The 17,499-nt window shown below is 75.1% G+C and carries 14 protein-coding genes; 2 read left to right on the forward strand and 12 right to left on the reverse strand.

Annotated features, from left to right (window positions below):
• Nucleotides 1-1,725, reverse strand: a complete 1,725-nt coding sequence (locus tag OC439_RS18320) for an FAD-dependent oxidoreductase (protein WP_262014479.1) — start codon at nt 1,723-1,725, stop codon at nt 1-3.
• A 73-nt stretch (nt 1,726-1,798) separates the two neighbouring features.
• On the opposite strand from OC439_RS18320, the gene OC439_RS18325 reads away from it, so the two are divergent.
• Nucleotides 1,799-3,100 (forward strand): condensation domain-containing protein, encoded by a 1,302-nt coding sequence (locus tag OC439_RS18325; RefSeq protein WP_262014480.1) that lies wholly within the window; start codon nt 1,799-1,801, stop codon nt 3,098-3,100.
• 161 nt (nt 3,101-3,261) lie between these two features.
• Here OC439_RS18325 and OC439_RS18330 read toward each other — a convergent pair whose 3' ends face one another.
• Nucleotides 3,262-4,641: a cytochrome P450 gene (locus tag OC439_RS18330; protein WP_262014481.1), complete on the reverse strand. Its 1,380-nt coding sequence runs from the start codon at nt 4,639-4,641 to the stop codon at nt 3,262-3,264.
• 267 nt (nt 4,642-4,908) lie between these two features.
• Here OC439_RS18330 and OC439_RS18335 point away from each other — a divergent pair, with 267 nt between their 5' ends.
• The gene (locus OC439_RS18335) at nt 4,909-6,366 is read left to right on the forward strand and encodes an amidase (RefSeq protein ID WP_262014482.1); all 1,458 of its coding nucleotides are present in this window, start codon (nt 4,909-4,911) and stop codon (nt 6,364-6,366) included.
• Here OC439_RS18335 and OC439_RS18340 read toward each other — a convergent pair.
• From OC439_RS18340 to OC439_RS18385, 10 genes are read right to left on the reverse strand one after another with little or no spacing between them, the layout of a single operon-like run.
• On the reverse strand, nt 6,360-6,743 hold the full coding sequence (locus tag OC439_RS18340) for a hypothetical protein (RefSeq protein ID WP_262014483.1): 384 nt from the start codon (nt 6,741-6,743) through the stop codon (nt 6,360-6,362). The two genes, OC439_RS18335 and OC439_RS18340, sit on opposite strands and share 7 nt — an antisense overlap.
• Nucleotides 6,740-9,154 carry a hypothetical protein gene (locus tag OC439_RS18345; RefSeq protein ID WP_262014484.1) on the reverse strand — a complete coding sequence of 805 codons (2,415 nt, stop codon included), beginning with the start codon at nt 9,152-9,154 and terminating at the stop codon, nt 6,740-6,742. The genes OC439_RS18340 and OC439_RS18345 overlap by 4 nt, the downstream gene beginning before the upstream one ends.
• Nucleotides 9,142-10,311: an acyl-CoA dehydrogenase family protein gene (locus tag OC439_RS18350; protein ID WP_262014485.1), complete on the reverse strand. Its 1,170-nt coding sequence runs from the start codon at nt 10,309-10,311 to the stop codon at nt 9,142-9,144. Before OC439_RS18350 ends, OC439_RS18345 begins: the two co-directional genes overlap by 13 nt.
• Nucleotides 10,312-10,359: 48 nt before the next feature.
• Entirely contained in the window at nt 10,360-11,295 is a 936-nt protein-coding gene (locus tag OC439_RS18355; protein ID WP_262014486.1) for a TIGR03560 family F420-dependent LLM class oxidoreductase, read from the reverse strand.
• Nucleotides 11,296-11,341: 46 nt separating this feature from the next.
• The gene (locus OC439_RS18360; RefSeq protein WP_262014487.1) at nt 11,342-12,490 is read right to left on the reverse strand and encodes a steroid 3-ketoacyl-CoA thiolase; all 1,149 of its coding nucleotides are present in this window, start codon (nt 12,488-12,490) and stop codon (nt 11,342-11,344) included.
• Complete coding sequence (locus OC439_RS18365) at nt 12,487-13,710, reverse strand: cytochrome P450 (RefSeq protein WP_135239710.1); 1,224 nt, start codon at nt 13,708-13,710, stop codon at nt 12,487-12,489. The genes OC439_RS18360 and OC439_RS18365 overlap by 4 nt, the downstream gene beginning before the upstream one ends.
• Entirely contained in the window at nt 13,707-14,405 is a 699-nt protein-coding gene (locus OC439_RS18370) for a 2-hydroxychromene-2-carboxylate isomerase (protein ID WP_262014488.1), read from the reverse strand. The genes OC439_RS18365 and OC439_RS18370 overlap by 4 nt, the downstream gene beginning before the upstream one ends.
• A complete protein-coding gene (locus OC439_RS18375; protein ID WP_135239708.1) occupies nt 14,402-15,211 on the reverse strand; it encodes an alpha/beta fold hydrolase in 810 nt (269 codons plus the stop codon). Before OC439_RS18375 ends, OC439_RS18370 begins: the two co-directional genes overlap by 4 nt.
• Nucleotides 15,208-16,281, reverse strand: a complete 1,074-nt coding sequence (locus OC439_RS18380) for a beta-ketoacyl synthase N-terminal-like domain-containing protein (RefSeq protein WP_262014489.1) — start codon at nt 16,279-16,281, stop codon at nt 15,208-15,210. Before OC439_RS18380 ends, OC439_RS18375 begins: the two co-directional genes overlap by 4 nt.
• On the reverse strand, nt 16,278-17,495 hold the full coding sequence (locus tag OC439_RS18385; protein ID WP_262014490.1) for a beta-ketoacyl-[acyl-carrier-protein] synthase family protein: 1,218 nt from the start codon (nt 17,493-17,495) through the stop codon (nt 16,278-16,280). Before OC439_RS18385 ends, OC439_RS18380 begins: the two co-directional genes overlap by 4 nt.
• Between the last annotated feature and the right edge of the window lie 4 nt (nt 17,496-17,499).

Below are 17,499 nucleotides of genomic sequence, written 5' to 3' on the forward strand. Positions count from 1 at the left end.
TCAGCGGCGGATGTTGGAGAAGAACCGGATCGCGGTGCGTCGCAGCGCCGGCTCGGACCACTGCGGCGGCTCGACCGGCTCGGGAGCGCGGCCGAGGACGGTGGTGAGGGCGTCGCGCAGCGCCCGTTCCGGGTCGTCGGGCCGGGACAGGGCCCGCCACACCACGTAGCCGTCCGGCCGGACCAGGACGGCGGTGTCCGGGCCGAGGTCGTAGCGGCGTGCCGCCTCGCCGGTGTGGTCGGTCAGGTCGGCGCCGAAGGCGTACACCGGCAGTGGCACGCCCAGCGCGGCGGCCTGCTTCTCGGCGGCGGCCCGCCACGGCGTGCCGGGCGAGCCGAGCAGCAGCACGTGGTCGCGGCCGAACAGGTCCAGCAGCGAGATCTCCCGGTCGCCGTGCCGGACCGGCACGTGCGGCGCGCGGCTGCCCGGCCGGGCCTGCGCCAGCTCCGGGTCCTCCAGCAGGTCGCCGTCGTCGTCGGGCTCGGTGCTGACGAACGGCGAGTGGACCCGGTAGCCCAGGTGCTCCCAGACCGGGCTCACCTCCTCGGCGAACTGCAACGTCTTGAGCTGCGGCGCCATCCGCTCGGAGAGGCGGTGCAGCTGCCGGTTGGCGGTCGACTCCCCCACCGGCCGCCGCTCGGCGTCGTAGCCGGTGAGCAGGTTCGGCCCGGCGTATCCGGCGACGACGGCGGCGATGCGCCAGGCGATGTCGTAGCCGTCCTGGATCGCCGTGGCGCCGCCCAGGCCGCCGGTCTGCGGCATGACGTGCGCGCTGTCGCCGGCCAGGAACACCCGGCCCTCGCGCATCCGGTCGGCGACCCGGTGGGCGATGACGAACGTGGACTGGTCGGTGATGGTCACCTCCAGGTCCGGCTCCACCATGGCCTTGCGGACCAGCTCCACGCAGCGCTCGTCGGTGAAGTCGTCGTCGCTCTCGCCGCGCTCGATGAAGTAGTTGATGCCGAGCAGGTGGGCGCCGGAGACACCGAACACCTCGCGGGCGTTCTCCAGGTACGCGTACAGGCCGGTGAACTCGTCGTTCTTGAAGTACGTCAGCAGCGCCTTGCGCCCGGCCAGCAGCTCGGTCAGGTCGGCGTCGAAGAGGATGGTCCGGCACCGCCACAGCTCGCCGACGCCGTGCGTGGGCAGTTCCAGCCACTCGCGGACCGGCGCCTGCCAGCCGTCGGCGGCCACCAGGTAATCGGCGGCCACCCGGTAGCGGCGCCCGGTGGGCAGGTCGACGAGGGTGGCCACCACGCCGTCGTCGTCCTCGTCGAAGGACTCAAGCCGGGTGGAGAAGCGCAGGTCGCCGCCGAGTTCCTCGGCGGTGCGGCGCAGGATCGCCTCGATCTTGGACTGCGGCAGAGCGCCGAACCCGGCCGGGGTCAGCCGGATCAGCCGCGACATGGTGTCGTCGTTGCCGGCCAGCAGGACCTCCGGGTCCGGGTCCTTCATGTCGGTGGCGATGGTGATGTGGGCCTCGTTGACGAAGTCGATGACGTCGGCGGCGAGGATCTTCTCCTCCAGGCCGGGGATCTGGCGCAGCAGCTCCATGCTGCGGTGCACGATGCCGAAGGCCTTCGGCTGCACCGAGGTGCTCGGATGGCGTTCGACGAGGGTCACCGGCACACCGCGCCAGGCCAGGAAGAGCGCCGCGGTGAGCCCGGCGTAGCCGGCGCCGACGACGATGACCCGGGTCCGGTGTTCGATCGCATCCTCAGACATGGGTTAGGACTACCACGAGTGTCCGGACCGGCAGTAGAGCGCAGATAGCAGATACGCCCATAGACTCCTCGCCATGTCGTACACGGAGATCCCGGCCTCCATCGGTCAGCGGCTGATGTGGTTCCTGGCGCACTACCGAGCCGAGACGGCGTCGGTCAACTGCCCGGCCGGCTTCCGCATCCGCGGGCCGCTCGACCCCGGCAAGCTGGCCGGCACCGTCGACATCCTGATGCGGCGGCACGAGTCGCTGCGCACCACGCTGCACCGGCGCGGGCGCGACCTGGTCCAGCGCGTCCACGAGCCCGGCCCGACCCGGGTCGAGTGGACCGAGCTGCCGGCCGGCGCGGAGGCGGAGGTCCAGCGGCAGTACGCCGAGGAGCTGCGCGCCCCGATCGCCGTCGAGCAGGCCCCGGTGCGCTGGCACGCCTGGCGGATCGGCGCCGACGACCACGTGCTCTGCGCCAACATGCACCACCTGGTCTCCGACGCCTGGTCCTGCGGGGTGCTGATCAACGACGTGATCGCGCTGCTCGGCGACGGCGCGCCGCCGGCACCGGTCGGGTGGCAGTACCGGCAGTTCTCCGCCTGGCAGCACGAGCAGAGCGCCTCCGGGCAGCTGCGCGCCGACCACGACTACTGGGCCGCCAAGCTCGACGGGATGCGGGTGCCCGACCTGCCCGCGCGGCGCCCCGGTCAGGGCGCGCCGCGCCCCGGGCTGGCGCTGCACGAGTTCGGCGACGCGGACGCGGCGGCGCTGCGCGCGTTCGCCAAGGCCGAGCGGACCACGCTGTTCCCGGTGATGCTCGGCCTCTACTACCTGCTGCTGCACACCGAGACCGGCGCCGACGATCTGGCGGTGGCCTCGCTGTTCGCCAACCGCACCCGGCCGGAGGTGCAGCTGACCGTCGGCTTCTTCGCCAACATGCTGGTGCTGCGCACCCGGCTGGCCGACGGCGGCTCGTTCCGCGACCTGCTCGCCGCGACCCGCCGTACCGTCCTGGACGCCGTCGTGCACCAGGGCGTGCCCTACCAGACGGTGCCGGTGCCGGCGCTGCGCGAGGCCGGCGGCCGGGTCAACGACGTGGTCTTCCAGATGCTGCCGGACCGGGCGCCGGACTCCTGGTCGCCGACCGCGGTGCGCAACGGGCTGGAGATCGACACGTTCCGGCCCAGCCAGGGGCTGAGCCGCTTCGGCCTGAGCCTGACCGTCATCCCCCGCGCCGACCGGTTCGACGCCCGGCTGTCCTACGCCGAGGACCAGTTCGAGCCGGCCTGGGCGCAGGACTTCGTCCGCCGCTACGCGGAGCTGGCCGGGCGCGTCCTGGCCGACCCGGACGCGCCGCTGCGCCGCCTGGTCGCCGCCGCCGGCCGCTGAGCCGCCGCCGGCCGCTGAGCCTTCGACCGCATCCGGCCGCGCCGTCGGGCGCACGGTCGCGCCGTCAGGCGCGCCCCGGGCCGTCGGGCGCGTTCCCGGGCCGACCGCCGACAGGGACGGGCCGGCCCTCGTCGAGGGCCGGCCCGGTCGATCGGTACGCCTCAGGCGCTCGCCGCCTGCCTACGCGGCTCGGCCACGACAGTCGCCCCCTCGGACGGGGTGAGCAGCACGTGCGAGGTCTTCTGCGCCTCCGGACCGGCGCCGTCGGGGCGGCGCAGGTCCATCCGCTTGATCACCTCGGGGATGACCGCCTTCATCTCGATCATGGCGAACTGCGCGCCCAGGCAGTGCCGCCGGCCGCCGCCGAACGGCAGGAACGCCGCCTTCGGCACGTCCTCGCCGAGGAAGCGGTCCGGCCGGAACTCCTCCGGCGACTCGAACGACTCCTCCCGGCCGTGCAGCAGCGGCACCGACGGCGCGACCCACCAGCCGCCCGGCACCGTGTAGCCGCCGATCTCCAGCGGGCCGGACAGCGCCCGCGGCATCACCGGCACGATCGGCCGGGTCCGCATGGTCTCCTTGATGACGGCCTCCAGGTACGTCTCGTCGCCGTCCTTGGTCTCCTCCAGCAGTCGCCGGTAGACGTCGGGGTGACGGACGAGCCGCTCGAAGACCCAGGCCATCGCCGCGGCGGTCGTCTCGTATCCCGCCTCCAGCAGCGTCATGAGCGCGTCGCGCAGCTCCAGGTCGGTCATCGGCGTGCCCTGGTCGTCCGCGGCGCGCAGCAGCTGGGACATGATGTCCTTGCGCTCGGCGTTGTCCGGCTCGGCCCGCCGCCGCCGGATCTCGTCGTAGAGGATCGCGTCGCAGTCCGCGCGCGCCTGGGTGAACCGGGCCGCCGCGCTGCCCGGGATCTTGCGGAAGATCGGCTCGATGCCGGCCCACGCCGAGCGGGACAGCACGAACGCCAGCGTCTCCATGCTGGATGCCGACGCGGTCAGCCGGGGCAGCATCTCCCGCAGCTGGGCGACCCGTTCGAGGTCGCGGATGCCGAACACGACGCGCAGGAGCACGTCCAACGCGATGGTCTGCATCTTGGGCCGGACCGGGAACGGCGTGCCGACCGGCCAGGTGGCGACCGACTCGACCGCGATGCGGCGGATCTCCTCCTGGTAGCTCTGCAGGTAGCGGGTGTGGAACGCCGACCCGATCATCTTGCGTTGCCGCAGCCACTCGTCGCCGTCGAGCACCAGGATGGAGTAGTCGCCCACCATCCGCTGCAGGAAGTCCTGCCGGGTACGGCCGGCGTTGCCGACGCTGCGGTCGGTGGCGAACACCTGGCGGGCGAGGTCCGGGTTGGCGACGTACACGATCGGCGGCATGCCGATCAGCGACACCGTGAAGATGTCGCCGTACTTGCGGTGGTTCTGGTCGAGGTAGTCGATCGGACCCCGGACGAACGACGCGGTCTGTACGAACCGCGGCGCGTTCGACCCCGGTGGAGTCTTCGAGGTGGTCGACCTGGTCGGAGCGGAAGTCATGCCAGTCTCCCCTGTGGGCAGGCGACGATCGCCACGGATGCACGCGTGGACGCTGCGGCGGCCGCCCCGTAACGAGGCCCGTTGCCCGCCCGGAGCACGCTCGCGGTGTCCCCGGCAGCGTCGCCCGCCGCGCCGCCGCCGCACAAGCGTTCAGGACGCCGCGCAACTGCGACCGGTCCGCAGTCGACCGGCCGGGCGGTACGGTGCCACGACCGTACCCAGCCCGTGCGGCCGGCGCAGTCGGCGCGGGTGCGGCCGGGAGGTGCGATGGAGGACCTGGCCACGGTGAGCGCGACCGCGTTGCTGCGCGCCCTCGACGCCGGCGCCGTGTCCAGCGCCGACCTGGTCCGGGCCCACCTGGACCGGATCGAGCGGCTCAACCCGGCCGTCAACGCGGTGGTGGCGGTGGACCGGGACCGGGCGCTCGCGGCAGCGGCAGCCGCCGACCGGGCACGCGCCGCCGGGGAGCCCCGCGGCCCGCTGCACGGCCTGCCGATGACGGTGAAGGACGTGTTCGAGACCGCCGGTCTGGTGACCACCGCGGGCGCGCCCGAGCTGGCCGGGCACCGGCCGGACCGCGACGCCGAGGCGGTCGCCCGGCTGCGCGCCGCCGGCGCCGTCGTGGTCGGCAAGACCAACGTGCCGCCGTACGCGGGCGACTTCCAGACCGACAACCCGGTGTACGGGCTGACCCGTAACCCGTGGGATCCCGGGCGTACCGCCGGCGGGTCCTCGGGCGGCTCCGCCGCCGCGCTCGCGGCCGGCCTCACCCCGCTGGAGCTGGGCAGCGACATCGCCGGGTCGATCCGGCTGCCGAGCCACTTCTGCGGCGTGTACGGGCACCTGCCGACCTTCTCGGCGGTGCCGACCCGGGGGCACATCCCCGGGCCGCCCGGCACGCTCGGCGCGTCGCCGCTGGGCGCTGTCGGCCCGATGGCCCGGCACCCGGCCGACCTCGACCTGGCGCTGGGCGTGCTGGTGGGCGACGACGCGGGCGGCGTACCGGGCGGGACGCTGCCCCCGGCGCCCCCGGCGACGCGGCGGATCAGCGGCTGCCGGATCGCGGTCTGGCTGGACAACCCGCTGATGCGCACCGACCGGGAGACGCTGCGGGTGCTCCGGGAGTTCGTGGCCCGCCTGGCCGGCGCGGGCGCGCTGGTCGAGGACCGGCTCCGGCCGCCCCGGCCGTTCTACGAGTCCTACGAGATCTACCTGGAACTGCTGCTGGGTGTGCTCAGCACCGACTTCTCCGACGCCGACTTCGCCAAGCTGGCCCGGATCGCCCGCCGGGCCCGCCCCGACGACGACCGCCCGGTGGTGCGGCTCGCCCGGGGCCTCGCCCAGCCGTACCGGGCCTGGCACCGCAGCGCCGAGCGGCAGGCGCGGTCGGCCGCCGCGTGGCAGGCGGTCTTCGAGCGGGTGGACCTGGTGATCACCCCGTCCGCGCCGCTTCCGGCGTACCCGCACCAGACCGACGCTCCCCCGCTGGCCCGGCAGCTCACAGTGGACGGCCGACCGGCGCCGTACGCCGGGCAGCTGGTGTGGGCGAGCCTGGCGAGCCTGGCCCGGCTGCCCGCCACCGCCGTGCCGGTGGGCCGTACCGCGGCCGGGCTGCCGGTCGGGGTGCAGGTGATCGGGCCGCGCTGGGGTGACCGGGGCACGCTGGCCTTCGCCGCGGCGGTGCACGAGCTGACCGGCGGCTACACGGCCCCGCCCGGCTACTGAGCCGGACGGCCGCCGTCCGCGCGGCGGACCTGGTCGCCCACCTCGACCACCGCGTACCAGCAGACGCTGCACGCGGCGCGGGCGCTGCCGTGGGCCTGCCGGAGGCGCTCGTGCGACTCGGCCCCCGGGGTGGAGCCGGCCGGCCACCGGGCCGCCACCTCGACGAGGTCGCGGGCCGCGTCGAGCACCGCCGCGAGCGCGTCGCCGAGCGGGTCGGCGCGCGGTCCGACCAGGTCGGCGACGGCGGACAGCAGCGCGTCGGCCCGTTCCACGGGGACGGGACGCGCGGCCGGGGCGGCGTCGGTGGCCGGCCGCCGGCCGTTGGCGACGGTCAGCCGGGTGCCGTTGGCCCGCGCGCCCGCCGGTTCGCCGGTCATGCCGTCACCGCGGCGCCGGGGCGGTCCGGGTCGTGTTCCCGTCCCGCCGGGACCGTCCACCGGCCGGGCGGCCGGTGGTGCCGGACGCCGCCCACGTCGATCTCCACCGGCACCGGGGACTCCACCGTCACCTCCGTGCCCACGTCGACAGTGAGCGGGCCGTGCGGCGTCGGCACCGCCCCGCGCGCCCAGTCCAGGTCACCCAGGCGCGGCGCGACCCGGGCCCGGGCGAAGCCGGGTGCCGCCGGGCCCGCGCCGAGCGTGTACAGCGGCAGGTCCCGGCTCGGCGTGGCGGACCAGCCGTGGCAGAGCGAGCCGCCCGACCAGGTCTCCGGCCAGGTGTCCGTCTCCTCCGTCAGCAGCGCCCGCCAGTCCCGGCACAGCCGGGCCACGTGCTCCGCGCCGCCGAGCGCGGCGACCGCGTCGTGCACCACGTACCGGAAGAACGGTTGTGCCGCGACCACCTGGCGGTCCACGTCCCAGTCCGGTGGCGGCGGGCCCATCGCGGCCCGCAGCGGCATGACGCCGAAGGACCACGCGCTGGTCACCCGGTCCTCCCGCGCGAGCAGGAACCGCAGCACCGCGGCCCGCGACGCGGCCGGGACGAGGCCGCCGACGACTGCCGCCGCGGCGGCGTGGTCGCTGAGGCCCGGACCGGCCACGCCGTCGTGCGCCCAGTCCCGGTAGCCGCCGCGCGCGGGGTCGAAGAAGATCCGGTACGCCTCGGCGAGGCGGCGGTGCTGCGCGCGCGCCCAGCGGGCCCGGCCGTGGTCGCCGAGCCACGCGGCCATCTCGGCGAAGTCGGTCAGGGCACGTCCCCACAGCCCGTTGAGCACCGCGCCGGCGCCGCGTCCCTGCACGCTGGCCCAGTCCAGCAGCACCCAGCCGGTGACGTCGGTGAGCAGCCCGTCGCGGGCGAACTCGGCGAACCAGCGCAGCACGCCCTCGGCCACCGGCAGCAGCGCGGCCACCTCGTCCCGGTCGCCGGCCCACCACCACAGGTTGCGTACCGACCGGATCCAGTGCAGCGACCAGTCCGGGATGGTGGTGGTGGCGCGGTGCTCGAAGTCGCAGGCCACCGCCATCGGCAGCAGCCCGTCCGGGCCGGGGACGGCGGCCAGGCGCGGATGCCAGCGGGCCAGCCGCCAGTCCGGGTTGGTGACCAGGTCCACGGCCTGGTGCACCACCGAGTCGCCGGTCCAGGCGCGCTGCTCCCGGGTCGGGCAGTCGATGTACGCGTCCTGCGCGGTCAGGTCGACGGTCCGCAGGCCGACCCGGTGGATCTCGTCCAGCAGCGGGTCGCTGCACGTGAAGAACGGGCCGGCCGGCCGTGGGCGCAGCCGTTCGGACACGGTGACGGCGTCCACCGTGACCCGGCCGGACCCGGTCAGGCGCAGCACCGCGTACCGGCCGCCGCCCGGGTCGGCGGTCTCGAACGTGTCGGCGTGCCCGCGCAGCGTGTAGGAGAACGCGGCGCTCGGCGGTGCCGGCGCGCCCTCGCCGTCCAGGCGTTCGCCGAGCGAGCCGTCTGCGACCACGCCGGCCGGGCCGGTCAGCCGCAGCGCCAGCGTGCCGGCGACGACGCGGCCGAAGTCGGCGGTGAGCACCTCCGGCGATCCGGCGTCCAGGTCGACGGTCAGGGGCAGCGTCACCGGCTCACCGGGCGTGCCGGGCCGGTGCCGCCGCAGCCCCGCCGGGGTCCTCGGCGTCACGGCCGGCGGCGCGGTGACACGCGGCGGCATCGGCCCGTACGGGTCGGTGGGCGGGACCGCCCGGCCGATGCCACCGAGGTGCAGGGCGGTGACCACGCGGGGCGCCGACCAGCCCTCGTCCGGGTGGCCGGGCCGCAGCCAGTCCGGGTCGAGCCGGCGGCCGTCGAGCACCTCCGGGCGGGCCTGGCCGAGACCGGACGGGCGCTGGCGCGTCCACGCGTCACTCACCCGGCAGCGCCAGGTCCGGTCGGTGCCGAGGACGCCGCCGGGCAGGTCGACCTCGGCGACGAGCACCCCGGCGCCGTGGCTGAACGTCGGCACCGCCGGCATCCACCAGGCGGTCGGTTCGCCGTAGAACCGCACCAGCACCCCGACGACGTTGACGCCGGGCCGCAGCGCGGGGGCCACGTCGACGGTGTCGTGGAGCAGGCGGCGCGGATGGCTGCGGGCCGGGCCGCGGGCCAGTTCCACCCCGTTGACCCACAGCACGTACCGGGAGTCGGCGGTGATCCGCATGGGCGCCCGCCCGGGCACCCGGTCGAGCGTGAACTCGCGCCGGAACAGCACCCGCCGGTCGTGGACCCGCTCGTCGACCTCCGGGATGCTCTGGAACTCGCCGGTGCGGCGGATGCCGGTGTCCTGGCACCAGATCCACCGGCCGGTCCACGGCCGGCGCCCGTCCGTCGTCACATCATCCATGGGTCCGGCACCGGCACGCCGAGCAGCGCCCGACCCACGCGGGTCTCGTGGTACTCGGAGAAGTAGCCGTGGTGGCTGCCGGCGTTGATGTCGCGCCAGCAGCGTTGCAGCGGCGACCGGTTGTAGAGGGCGCTGCCCCCGGCCAGCCGGAAGATCGAGTCGACGGCGGCGGTCCCGGCGCGCATGGCGTTGCCGGTGGCCAGCCGCACCGCGACCCGGTCGTCCATGGTCATCTCGTCGCCGGCGAGCGTACGGTCCCACGCCCGGCCCAGCGTGTCCTGCACGTACGCGTGCGCGGAGCGCAACTGCCCCTCGGCCCGCGCGACGGTCAGCTGGACCGACTGCTCCTCGGCCAGCGGGCGGCTGCCCCGCGACTTGTGCGGCGCCACGGTGACGAACTCGTCGATCGCGCGGCGGGCGATGCCCAGCGGGAACCCGGCGAACAGCACGCCCATGAGCGCGAAGAAGGACCAGCGGAAGATGGTCCCGTCCAGCTTGGCCGACTCGAAGATCGGGTTCGCGGTGTACTCCGGCGGCACCCGTACGCCGGTCATGCGCACGTCGTTGCTGCCGGTGCCGCGCAGCCCGGCGACGTCCCAGGTGTCGAGCACCTCGACGTCCGCGGCCGGGACGAAGACCAGCCGCCAGTCGGGGCGCCCGGGCGGGACGACGGCCGGCTTGTCGCCGTCCATCACCATCACGCCGTTGGCGAACCAGGAGGCGTTGCGGCAGCCGCTGTTGAACGGCCAGCGGCCGTCCACGACCAGCCCGCCGCCCGGATCCGGCGTCGCCTTGCCCAGCGGCGCGAACACGGTGGCGATGGCGCGCGGCCGGTCGGCCAGCACCGAGCGGGCGACATCCGGCTCCAGCCAGGCGACGAAGAACGTGGCGTTGAGGCTGAGGATGGTGAAGCCGACCGAGCCGTCCGCGCGGGACAGCTCGGTGATGACGTCCACCACGGCCATCGGGTCGAGTTCGAGGCCGCCGAACGCCTGCGGCAGCATCAGGTCGATCAGCCCGGCCCGGGAGATCCGGTCCAGCAGATCGGGGGGTACGCAGCCGAGGCGTTCGCCTTCGGCGGCCCGGTCCGCGATCGTCGGCGCCAGTTCCCGGGCCGCCTTGAGGGCGTCGATCGTCACGGGGGTGGTCGAGGTCATTTGACGTTCCTCCACATTCGACACGCGTGCGGATCGGCCGTCGCCGGGTCAGTCTGCCAACGCCGGTACGGCCGGAACAACGATGTGCGCCGGCACAGCGGCCGGCTGGGTGCGGCCGAGCGGCGCGACCGCCTCGGCCAGCGCCGCGAACAGCTCGAACCGGCGCTCGTCGGCGTCCGCGCCCAGGTCCACGACGGCCACGTCGACACCGAGTTCCGCGAGGTCCTGGAACCGCCGGTGCGCCGCCCGCGGGTCGGCCACGTCCTCGGCGCGCAGCGCGCCGAACGTGGTCCGCAGGATGTCGTCGTAGGGACGGCCGGCCTGCTCGCAGTTGCGCCGCAGCAGGTCCAGCTTGAGCCGCAGCATCGGCAGCCCGCCCGCCTCGAACAGGTTGCAGGCGTCGGCGTAGCGGGCGACGAGCCGCAGCACCCGCCGCTCGTGCGCGCCGCCGACCAGGATCGGCGGGCGGCGCAGCGGCGGCGGGCACAGCCGGGGCCGGTCGAGCCGGTAGTGCTCGCCGGTGAACGGGGCGGTGTCGCCGTCCCACACCTGCCGGGTCAGCCGCAGGATCTCCTCCAGCCGGGCGAAGCGCTCCGGCCACGACCCGACCGGGATGCCCATGTCCCGCTGCTCCCGCTCGTGCCAGGGCGGCCCGATGCCGAGCCAGGCCCGCCCCCCGCTGAGCACGTCCAGCGTGGCGACGGTCTTGAGCAGCACGCCCGGGTGCCGGTACGTCGCCGAGGTGGTGAGCGTGCCCAGCTCGATGCGGCTGGTCCGGGCCGCGACGAACGCCAGCGCCGTCCAGGACTCCGGCACCGGGTCGTCCTCGCCGCCGAACATGGGGATCTGGAACAGGTGGTCGTTGAGCCAGAGGCTCGCCGCGCCGGCCCGCTCGGCCCGTACGGCGAACGCGGCGAGCCGCTCGCCCAGCGCCGCCGTCCCGCCGGGACCGGTGAAGTCGCCGACGAACACTCCCATCCGCATCCTGGTGCTCCCTCCACTGCGGTCCGGCCGGGTACGTGTGTGCCCGTCAGCAGCGCTGCAGGATCGAGGCGGTGCCCTGCGAGCCGCCGCAGCACATGGTGATCAGGGCCAGCTCCGTGCCGGTGCGTTCCAGCTCGTGCAGCGCGGTCGTGACCAGCCGTGCGCCGGTGGCGCCCATCGGGTGCCCGAGCGCGATGGCCCCGCCGTTGACGTTGACCCGGTCCAGGTCCGCGCCGAGGCGCCCGGCCCAGGACAGCACCACGGCGGCGAACGCCTCGTTGACCTCGTACCTGTCGATGTCGCCGAGGCTCATCCCGGCCCGGGCGAGGATCCGGCCGGTGGCCTCCACCGGGCCGTCGAGCAGGTAGTACGGGTCGGCGCCGGTCACCACCTGGTGGGTCAGCCGGGCGCGGGCCGGCAGGCCGAGCGCCCGGGCCCGGCCGGCCGACATCCACAGCACCGCCGCGGCGCCGTCGGAGACCTGCGAGGTGGTGCCGGCGGTGTGCAGGCCGCCGTCGACAGTGGGGCGCAGCGCGGCCAGCCCTTCCGGGGTGGAGGCGCGCAGCCCTTCGTCGACTGCGACCGGTGGGCCGCCGGGCACCGGCACCGGCACGACCTCGCGGTCGAAGTGCCCGGCGGCCCAGGCCGCGGCGGCCCGCCGCTGCGAGCGCAGGCCGTACGCGTCGAGCTGGTCACGGGTGAGTCCCTGCCGTGCGGCGATCCGCTCGGCCCCGCCGAACTGCAGCCGGGGCGGGTCGTCCCACGGGTAGTCCTCGGTGCGGAAGTCGGCCGCGCCGGTGAAGTTGCTGCCCACCGGCACCCGGCTCATCGACTCCACCCCGCAGGCGATGCCGACGTCGATGGCCCCGGCGTGGATGAGCGCTGCGACCAGGTGGTTGGCCTGCTGGGCCGAGCCGCAGCTCACGTCCACCGTGGTCGCCGCGACCCGGTGGTCCAGGCCGGTGGACAGCCACGCGTTGCGGGTCACGTTGAGGCCCTGCTCGCCGACCTGGGTCACGCAGCCGCCGATGATCTGGTCGACGTCCGCGGGCGCGACGCCGGTGCGCTCCAGCACGGCCAGCAGCACGTGGCGCAGCAGGACCGCGGCGTGGACGCCGCTGAGCGCGCCCCGGCGGCGGCCGATCGGGGTGCGGACCGCCTCGACGACGACCGGGTCGCGGTCGGGCGGGGTCACCGGGGCACCAACCGCACCGGCAGGCTGGTCCGGCCGCGCAGCACGAGGCTGCGGGTCAGCACCGGCTCCCCGGCCGGCTCCACCCGGATCGCGGCGGCGAACAGCTCGTGCAGCACCGCCGCGACCTCGGCGGTGGCCAGCCGCGCGCCGAGGCAGAAGTGCGGGCCCGCGCCGAAGCCGACGTGGTCGTTGGGGCGGCGGTCCGGCCGGAACTCGTCCGGCTGGTCGAACCGGCGGCCGTCTCTGTTGGCCGCGCCCCAGACCAGCAGCACCCGGGCGTCGGCGGGCAGCGTACGTCCGTGCAGCTCCACCGGCTCGCGGGTGCCCCGCCACAGCGCCTGGACGGGGGTGTCGTAGCGGATCGCCTCGTCCACGGCGGTCGGCACCAGGCCCGGGTCGTCGCGGATGCGGTCCTGCAGCCCGGGGAAGCGCAGCAGCGCGGCCATCAGGTTGGTCAGCAGGTTCGTGGTGGTCTCGATGCCGGCGACGAGCAGGAACGCGCAGAACGCCAGCAGCTCCTGCTCGGACACCCCGGCGGAGCGGGCCGTGGCGATCGCGTCGAACAGGTTGGCCCGGCCCGGCGTGGCGCGGCGGAGCTGACGGCTGAAGTAGCGGAACATCTCGATCCCCCGGCCCACCCGGGGCGGCCCGGACGCCTGGTCGAGGTCCTTGGTGATGACTGTGGACCAGTCCCGGAACTCCTCGTGCATGTCCGCCGGAACGCCGAGCAGGTCGGCGAGCACGAGCACCGGCAGCGGCTCGGCCAGGTCGGTGAAGAAGTCGCCGCACCCGGCCTCGCTGCGTTCCCGCAGCACCCGTACGCGTTCGCGGGCCAGCGCGCGGATCCGGGGCGTCGCCGCGGTCACCGAGGCGGGGGTGAAGGCGCCCGCCACGGCGCGCCGGAAGATCTGGTGCTCGGGCGGATCGGTGGCGATGAGCACCCGCACCGACGGCGCGCCGATGCGGTAGCTGACGCCGGTCTGCGGGCCACCGGCGACCGCGAAGTCCGGGCTCATGCCGATCTTCGAGGAGAACCGGGCCGGGTCGCGGGCGATGGCGACCACGTCGTCGTACCGGGTCACCATCCACACGTCGTACTCGGGCAGGTAGCTGACCGGGTCGTGGTCGCGCAGCCGCGCGTAGGCCGGGTACGGGTCGGCCAGGACGGCGGGGTCGAACGGGTCGAACAGTCGCGCCGACTCCCGTGCGCTCGCGGTCATCCGCAGCCTCCCGCCGTGTCGGTGTCGTACGCCCCGATCCGCCGGGCCGCGCCGGCCGGGGCGGGCCGCCGCACCGGGGTGGGGTGTTCCAGCTCGGCGGCGAAGTCGTCCACCCGGTCCAGTCCCCAGAACCGGTGCCGGCCGATCCGGAAGTACGGGATGCCGAAGATGTCGTCGTGGTACGCCTGTTCCAGGCAGTCGACCGCCTCGGCCCGGATCAGCGGGTCGTCGGTGGCCCGGGCCGCCGGTCCGGGATCGAGCCCGGCCTCCCGGGCGATGCGCTCGACCGCCTCGACGGTGCAGATGTCCTCGCCGCGCTCCCAGCGGGCCGCGCACGCCGCCTCGTAGAACTGCCGGGCCCGGCCGGCGCGGCGGGCAGCCAGCCAGGCCAGGTGCGGCAGCTCCCACCACGGGTCGTCGTCGATCGGCCAGCGCATCGGCACGCCGACGCGGGCCGCCTGCCGTTTGGTGTCGTGCAGGATGTAGAGGTGCTTCGCCTTGCTCATCTGGGCGTAGTGCAGCTCCGCGCCACGTTCCCGCAGCGCCGCCTCGGTGACCGCGTCCGGGTTCCAGAACGGCACGAAGGTGACCCGGTCGTCCAGGTCCGGCACCCGCCGGCGCAGGACGGTGATCGCCAGCCAGCTGAACGGGCTGCGGAAGGAGAAGTGCACGCGCGGCTGTGTCGTCGGTGTCATCGGGCCGGCCTCTCCGCGTCGGTGCCGTACCGGGCGAACCGGTCGATCGACCGGCCGAGCCGGTGGGCGTGTCGCCGGTGGCAGAAGTGGTCGTAGTCGGGTTCGCAGGCGAGCAGGCCCAGCGGCAGCCGGTCGGTGAGCGCCCGCAGGTGGTCCCGGTTGAGCCCGGGATCGCGTTCGCCGCCGACCACCAGCACCGGGATCTCCACCGTCTGCACCGGCAGGTGGCCGCTGGCCAGGTACTGCTCGAAGACCGCCAGGAACGCGCTCGGGCCGGTGCGCTCCCACGCCCGTTCGAGCATCGATTCGAGGATGTCGGGTTCCAGTGATGTCTTGCGGGCGGTCAGCCGCGAGCGCAGCCCGTCGCTGATCTGGCGCTGGAAGATCCGCCGCGACCTGTCGAACGCGCGCCAGGTCACCGGCGCGTCGTGCGGCCGGTAGAACGGCGTGGTCAGCACCGCCGAGCGGGCCGGCGGCTGCGGGCTGGTGGCCAGCAGCTCCAGGATCGCGTTGGCGCCGAAGGAGTGCCCGACCAGGACGGTCGGTGGCGCGGGCAGCTTCGACAGCCCGGCCGCCACCCACTCCCCCGGCCGCCCGGCGTACCGCCAGGAGTAGTCGTTGCCGGCGTGCCAGGGCACGCACATCGCCAGCGTCCGCCACTGCGGGCCGAGGCTGCGGGCGAGCGCGGTCCAGCCCCGGCAGTCGTCCTCCATGCCGTGCACGAACACCGCGACCGGGCCGTCGCCGTCGGCCGCAGTGGCGTCCCGGTCGTCGGCGGTGAGGCCGTGCAGTCGCGGTGGGATCATCGCCGGCTCCGGCCCCGGACCACCGCGGCGCCGACGCCGCCCTCCGGCGTCCGCGCCACGAGCAGCGCGTACGCGCCGTCGCGGCCCGGGTCGGCGCGGTGCCGGGCGAGCACCGCGGCCAGTTCCCAGGCCGCGGTCGCCGCCTGGCAGTCCCCGACCACGTCGTCGACGTGCAGCCGCTCGGCCGGCGAGCGCCCGCCGAGCCCGTCGTCCACCGCCGCCCAGACCTCGGCGTCGTCGCGCGCGTCGCCACGCCGGCCGCAGGCGACAGTGGTCACGTCCGCGCCGTCCACGCCGGCCTCGGCCAGCGTGGCCCGGACGAGTGCGGAGAGCGCGGCGGGCCGGGACTGCCCGGCCGGGCAGAAGCCGACCCGCACGGCGAGGACGGCGCCGTCGGCCGGCCCGTCCGGTTCGCGGCGCAACACGAACGCGGCGCCGCCCTCCCCGGCGACGGTCCCGCCGGTGCGCCGCACGGTCCAGGCGGCGTGCGGGGTGAACTCCTCCACCGTGGCGGCCAGCAGCACGTCGGCACGGCCCCGGCGGAACAGGTTCGCGCTGTAGCGCAGCCCGGTCAGGAACGCCAGCGGCCCTCCGGCGACGGTGGCGTTCGGCCCGTGCAGCTTGTACCAGATGGCCGACTGGCCGGCCGCGCAGTTCATCACGGTGTTCGGGAACAGCGCCGGGTTCACCAGGTACGGCGGCTGCTGGGTGAACGTCTCCGCCGCGTAGTCCACGCTCGACTTGACGCTGCCGGCGGTGGTGCCGGTGACGATGCCGATCCGGTCCCGGTTGTCGTCGGTGACCACCAGGCCGGCGTCCTCGATGGCCCGGCCGCAGGCGACCACAGTCAGCGAGGTGCGCCGGTCGAAGAAGGCGGTGCCGCGGCGGCGCAGGTGCGCCTTGACGTCGAAACCGACCAGGGCGTGCGCCCGCGCGTCAGGTAGTTCGTCGGCGTACATGCCGGTGACCGGCACCGGCTGCGGCGCGGCCCCGAGCGCCGTGGCGAGCGCCTCCGGGCTGTCCGCGGCCGGACCCACGACGCCCCAGCCGGCGATCGTCAGCGCGGTCACGACGGCGCCCCGAGCAGGACGATGGCGTTGTTGCCGCCGAACGCGAAGCCGTTGTTCTGAGCCACCCGTACCGGCGCGGGGCGGGCCCGGTTCGGGATCGGGTCGAGCCACGACATGGCCGGGTCCGGCGACGCCCAGTTCACCGTCGGCGGCAGGAACCCCCGGGCGATGGCGACGGCGGACGCGATCGCGCCGAACGCGCTCGCCGCGCCCATGGTGTGGCCGAGCATCGACTTGATCGAGCTGACCGGCGGCACCTTCCCGTCGAACGCCTCGAACAGCGCCTCCGCCTCGGTGGCGTCGTTGGCGGCGGTGCCGGTGCCGTGCGCGCAGACGTAGTCGACGTCCGACGGGCTGATCCCGGCGTTGTCGAAGGCCAGGCGCATGCACGCGGCGATGGTCGCCGCGTTCGGCGCGACCATGTGGCTGGCGTCGCAGTTCAGCGCGTAGCCGAGCACCTCGGCGTAGGGCCGGGCACCACGCGCGGCGGCGTGGTCGGCGGACTCCAGCACCAGCATCGCGCCGCCCTCCGCGGTGACCATGCCGGAGCGGTTCAGGTCGAACGGCGCGCAGGCGGTCTCGGCGACGGCACCGAGCCGCACGAACCCGGCGTGCGCCCACCGGCACACCGAGTCGGCGCCGCCGGTGAGCATCACCTCGGCGTCGCCCGCGGCGATCGCGTCGTACGCGTAGCCGATGGCGTAGTTGCTCGCCGAGCAGGCGGTCGCCAGCGTCACCGACTCACCCGTCACGCCCAGCTCCTCGTTCACGGCGAAGGCCAGCCGCCCGGCCGGCAACCCCGCCAGCAGCGCCGGATCCACGGCGGCGAACCCGGCGTCGACCACCCGCCGGCCGAACTCCTCGGTCAGCTTCGACTCACCGCTGGTGGTGCCGACCACCACGCCGACCCGGTCCGGTGCCAGCGCACCGGCGTCGAGCGCCACGTCCAGGCCGGCGTCACGCACCGCGAGCCGGGCCGCGGCGGCCGCGAACAGGGACGAGCGGCCCCACGCCGCGACGTCGAGCCGGCGCAGCAGGTCCGCCGGGACGAAGTCGCGGACCTCACCGGCCATGGTGCGCGGGAAGCCGGTGGTGTCGAAGCTGCGGATCGGCCCGACACCCACGCGCCCCTCGCGCAGCCCCTGCTCGAAGGCGCGGGCCCCGATGCCGATGTTGGAGACCGGCCCGACGCCGGTGATCACGACACGGTTCATCGCA

Origin of the sequence: Micromonospora sp. Mcm103 (assembly GCF_024519755.1) — a bacterium.
Classification (GTDB): Bacteria; Actinomycetota; Actinomycetes; order Mycobacteriales; family Micromonosporaceae; genus Micromonospora; species Micromonospora aurantiaca.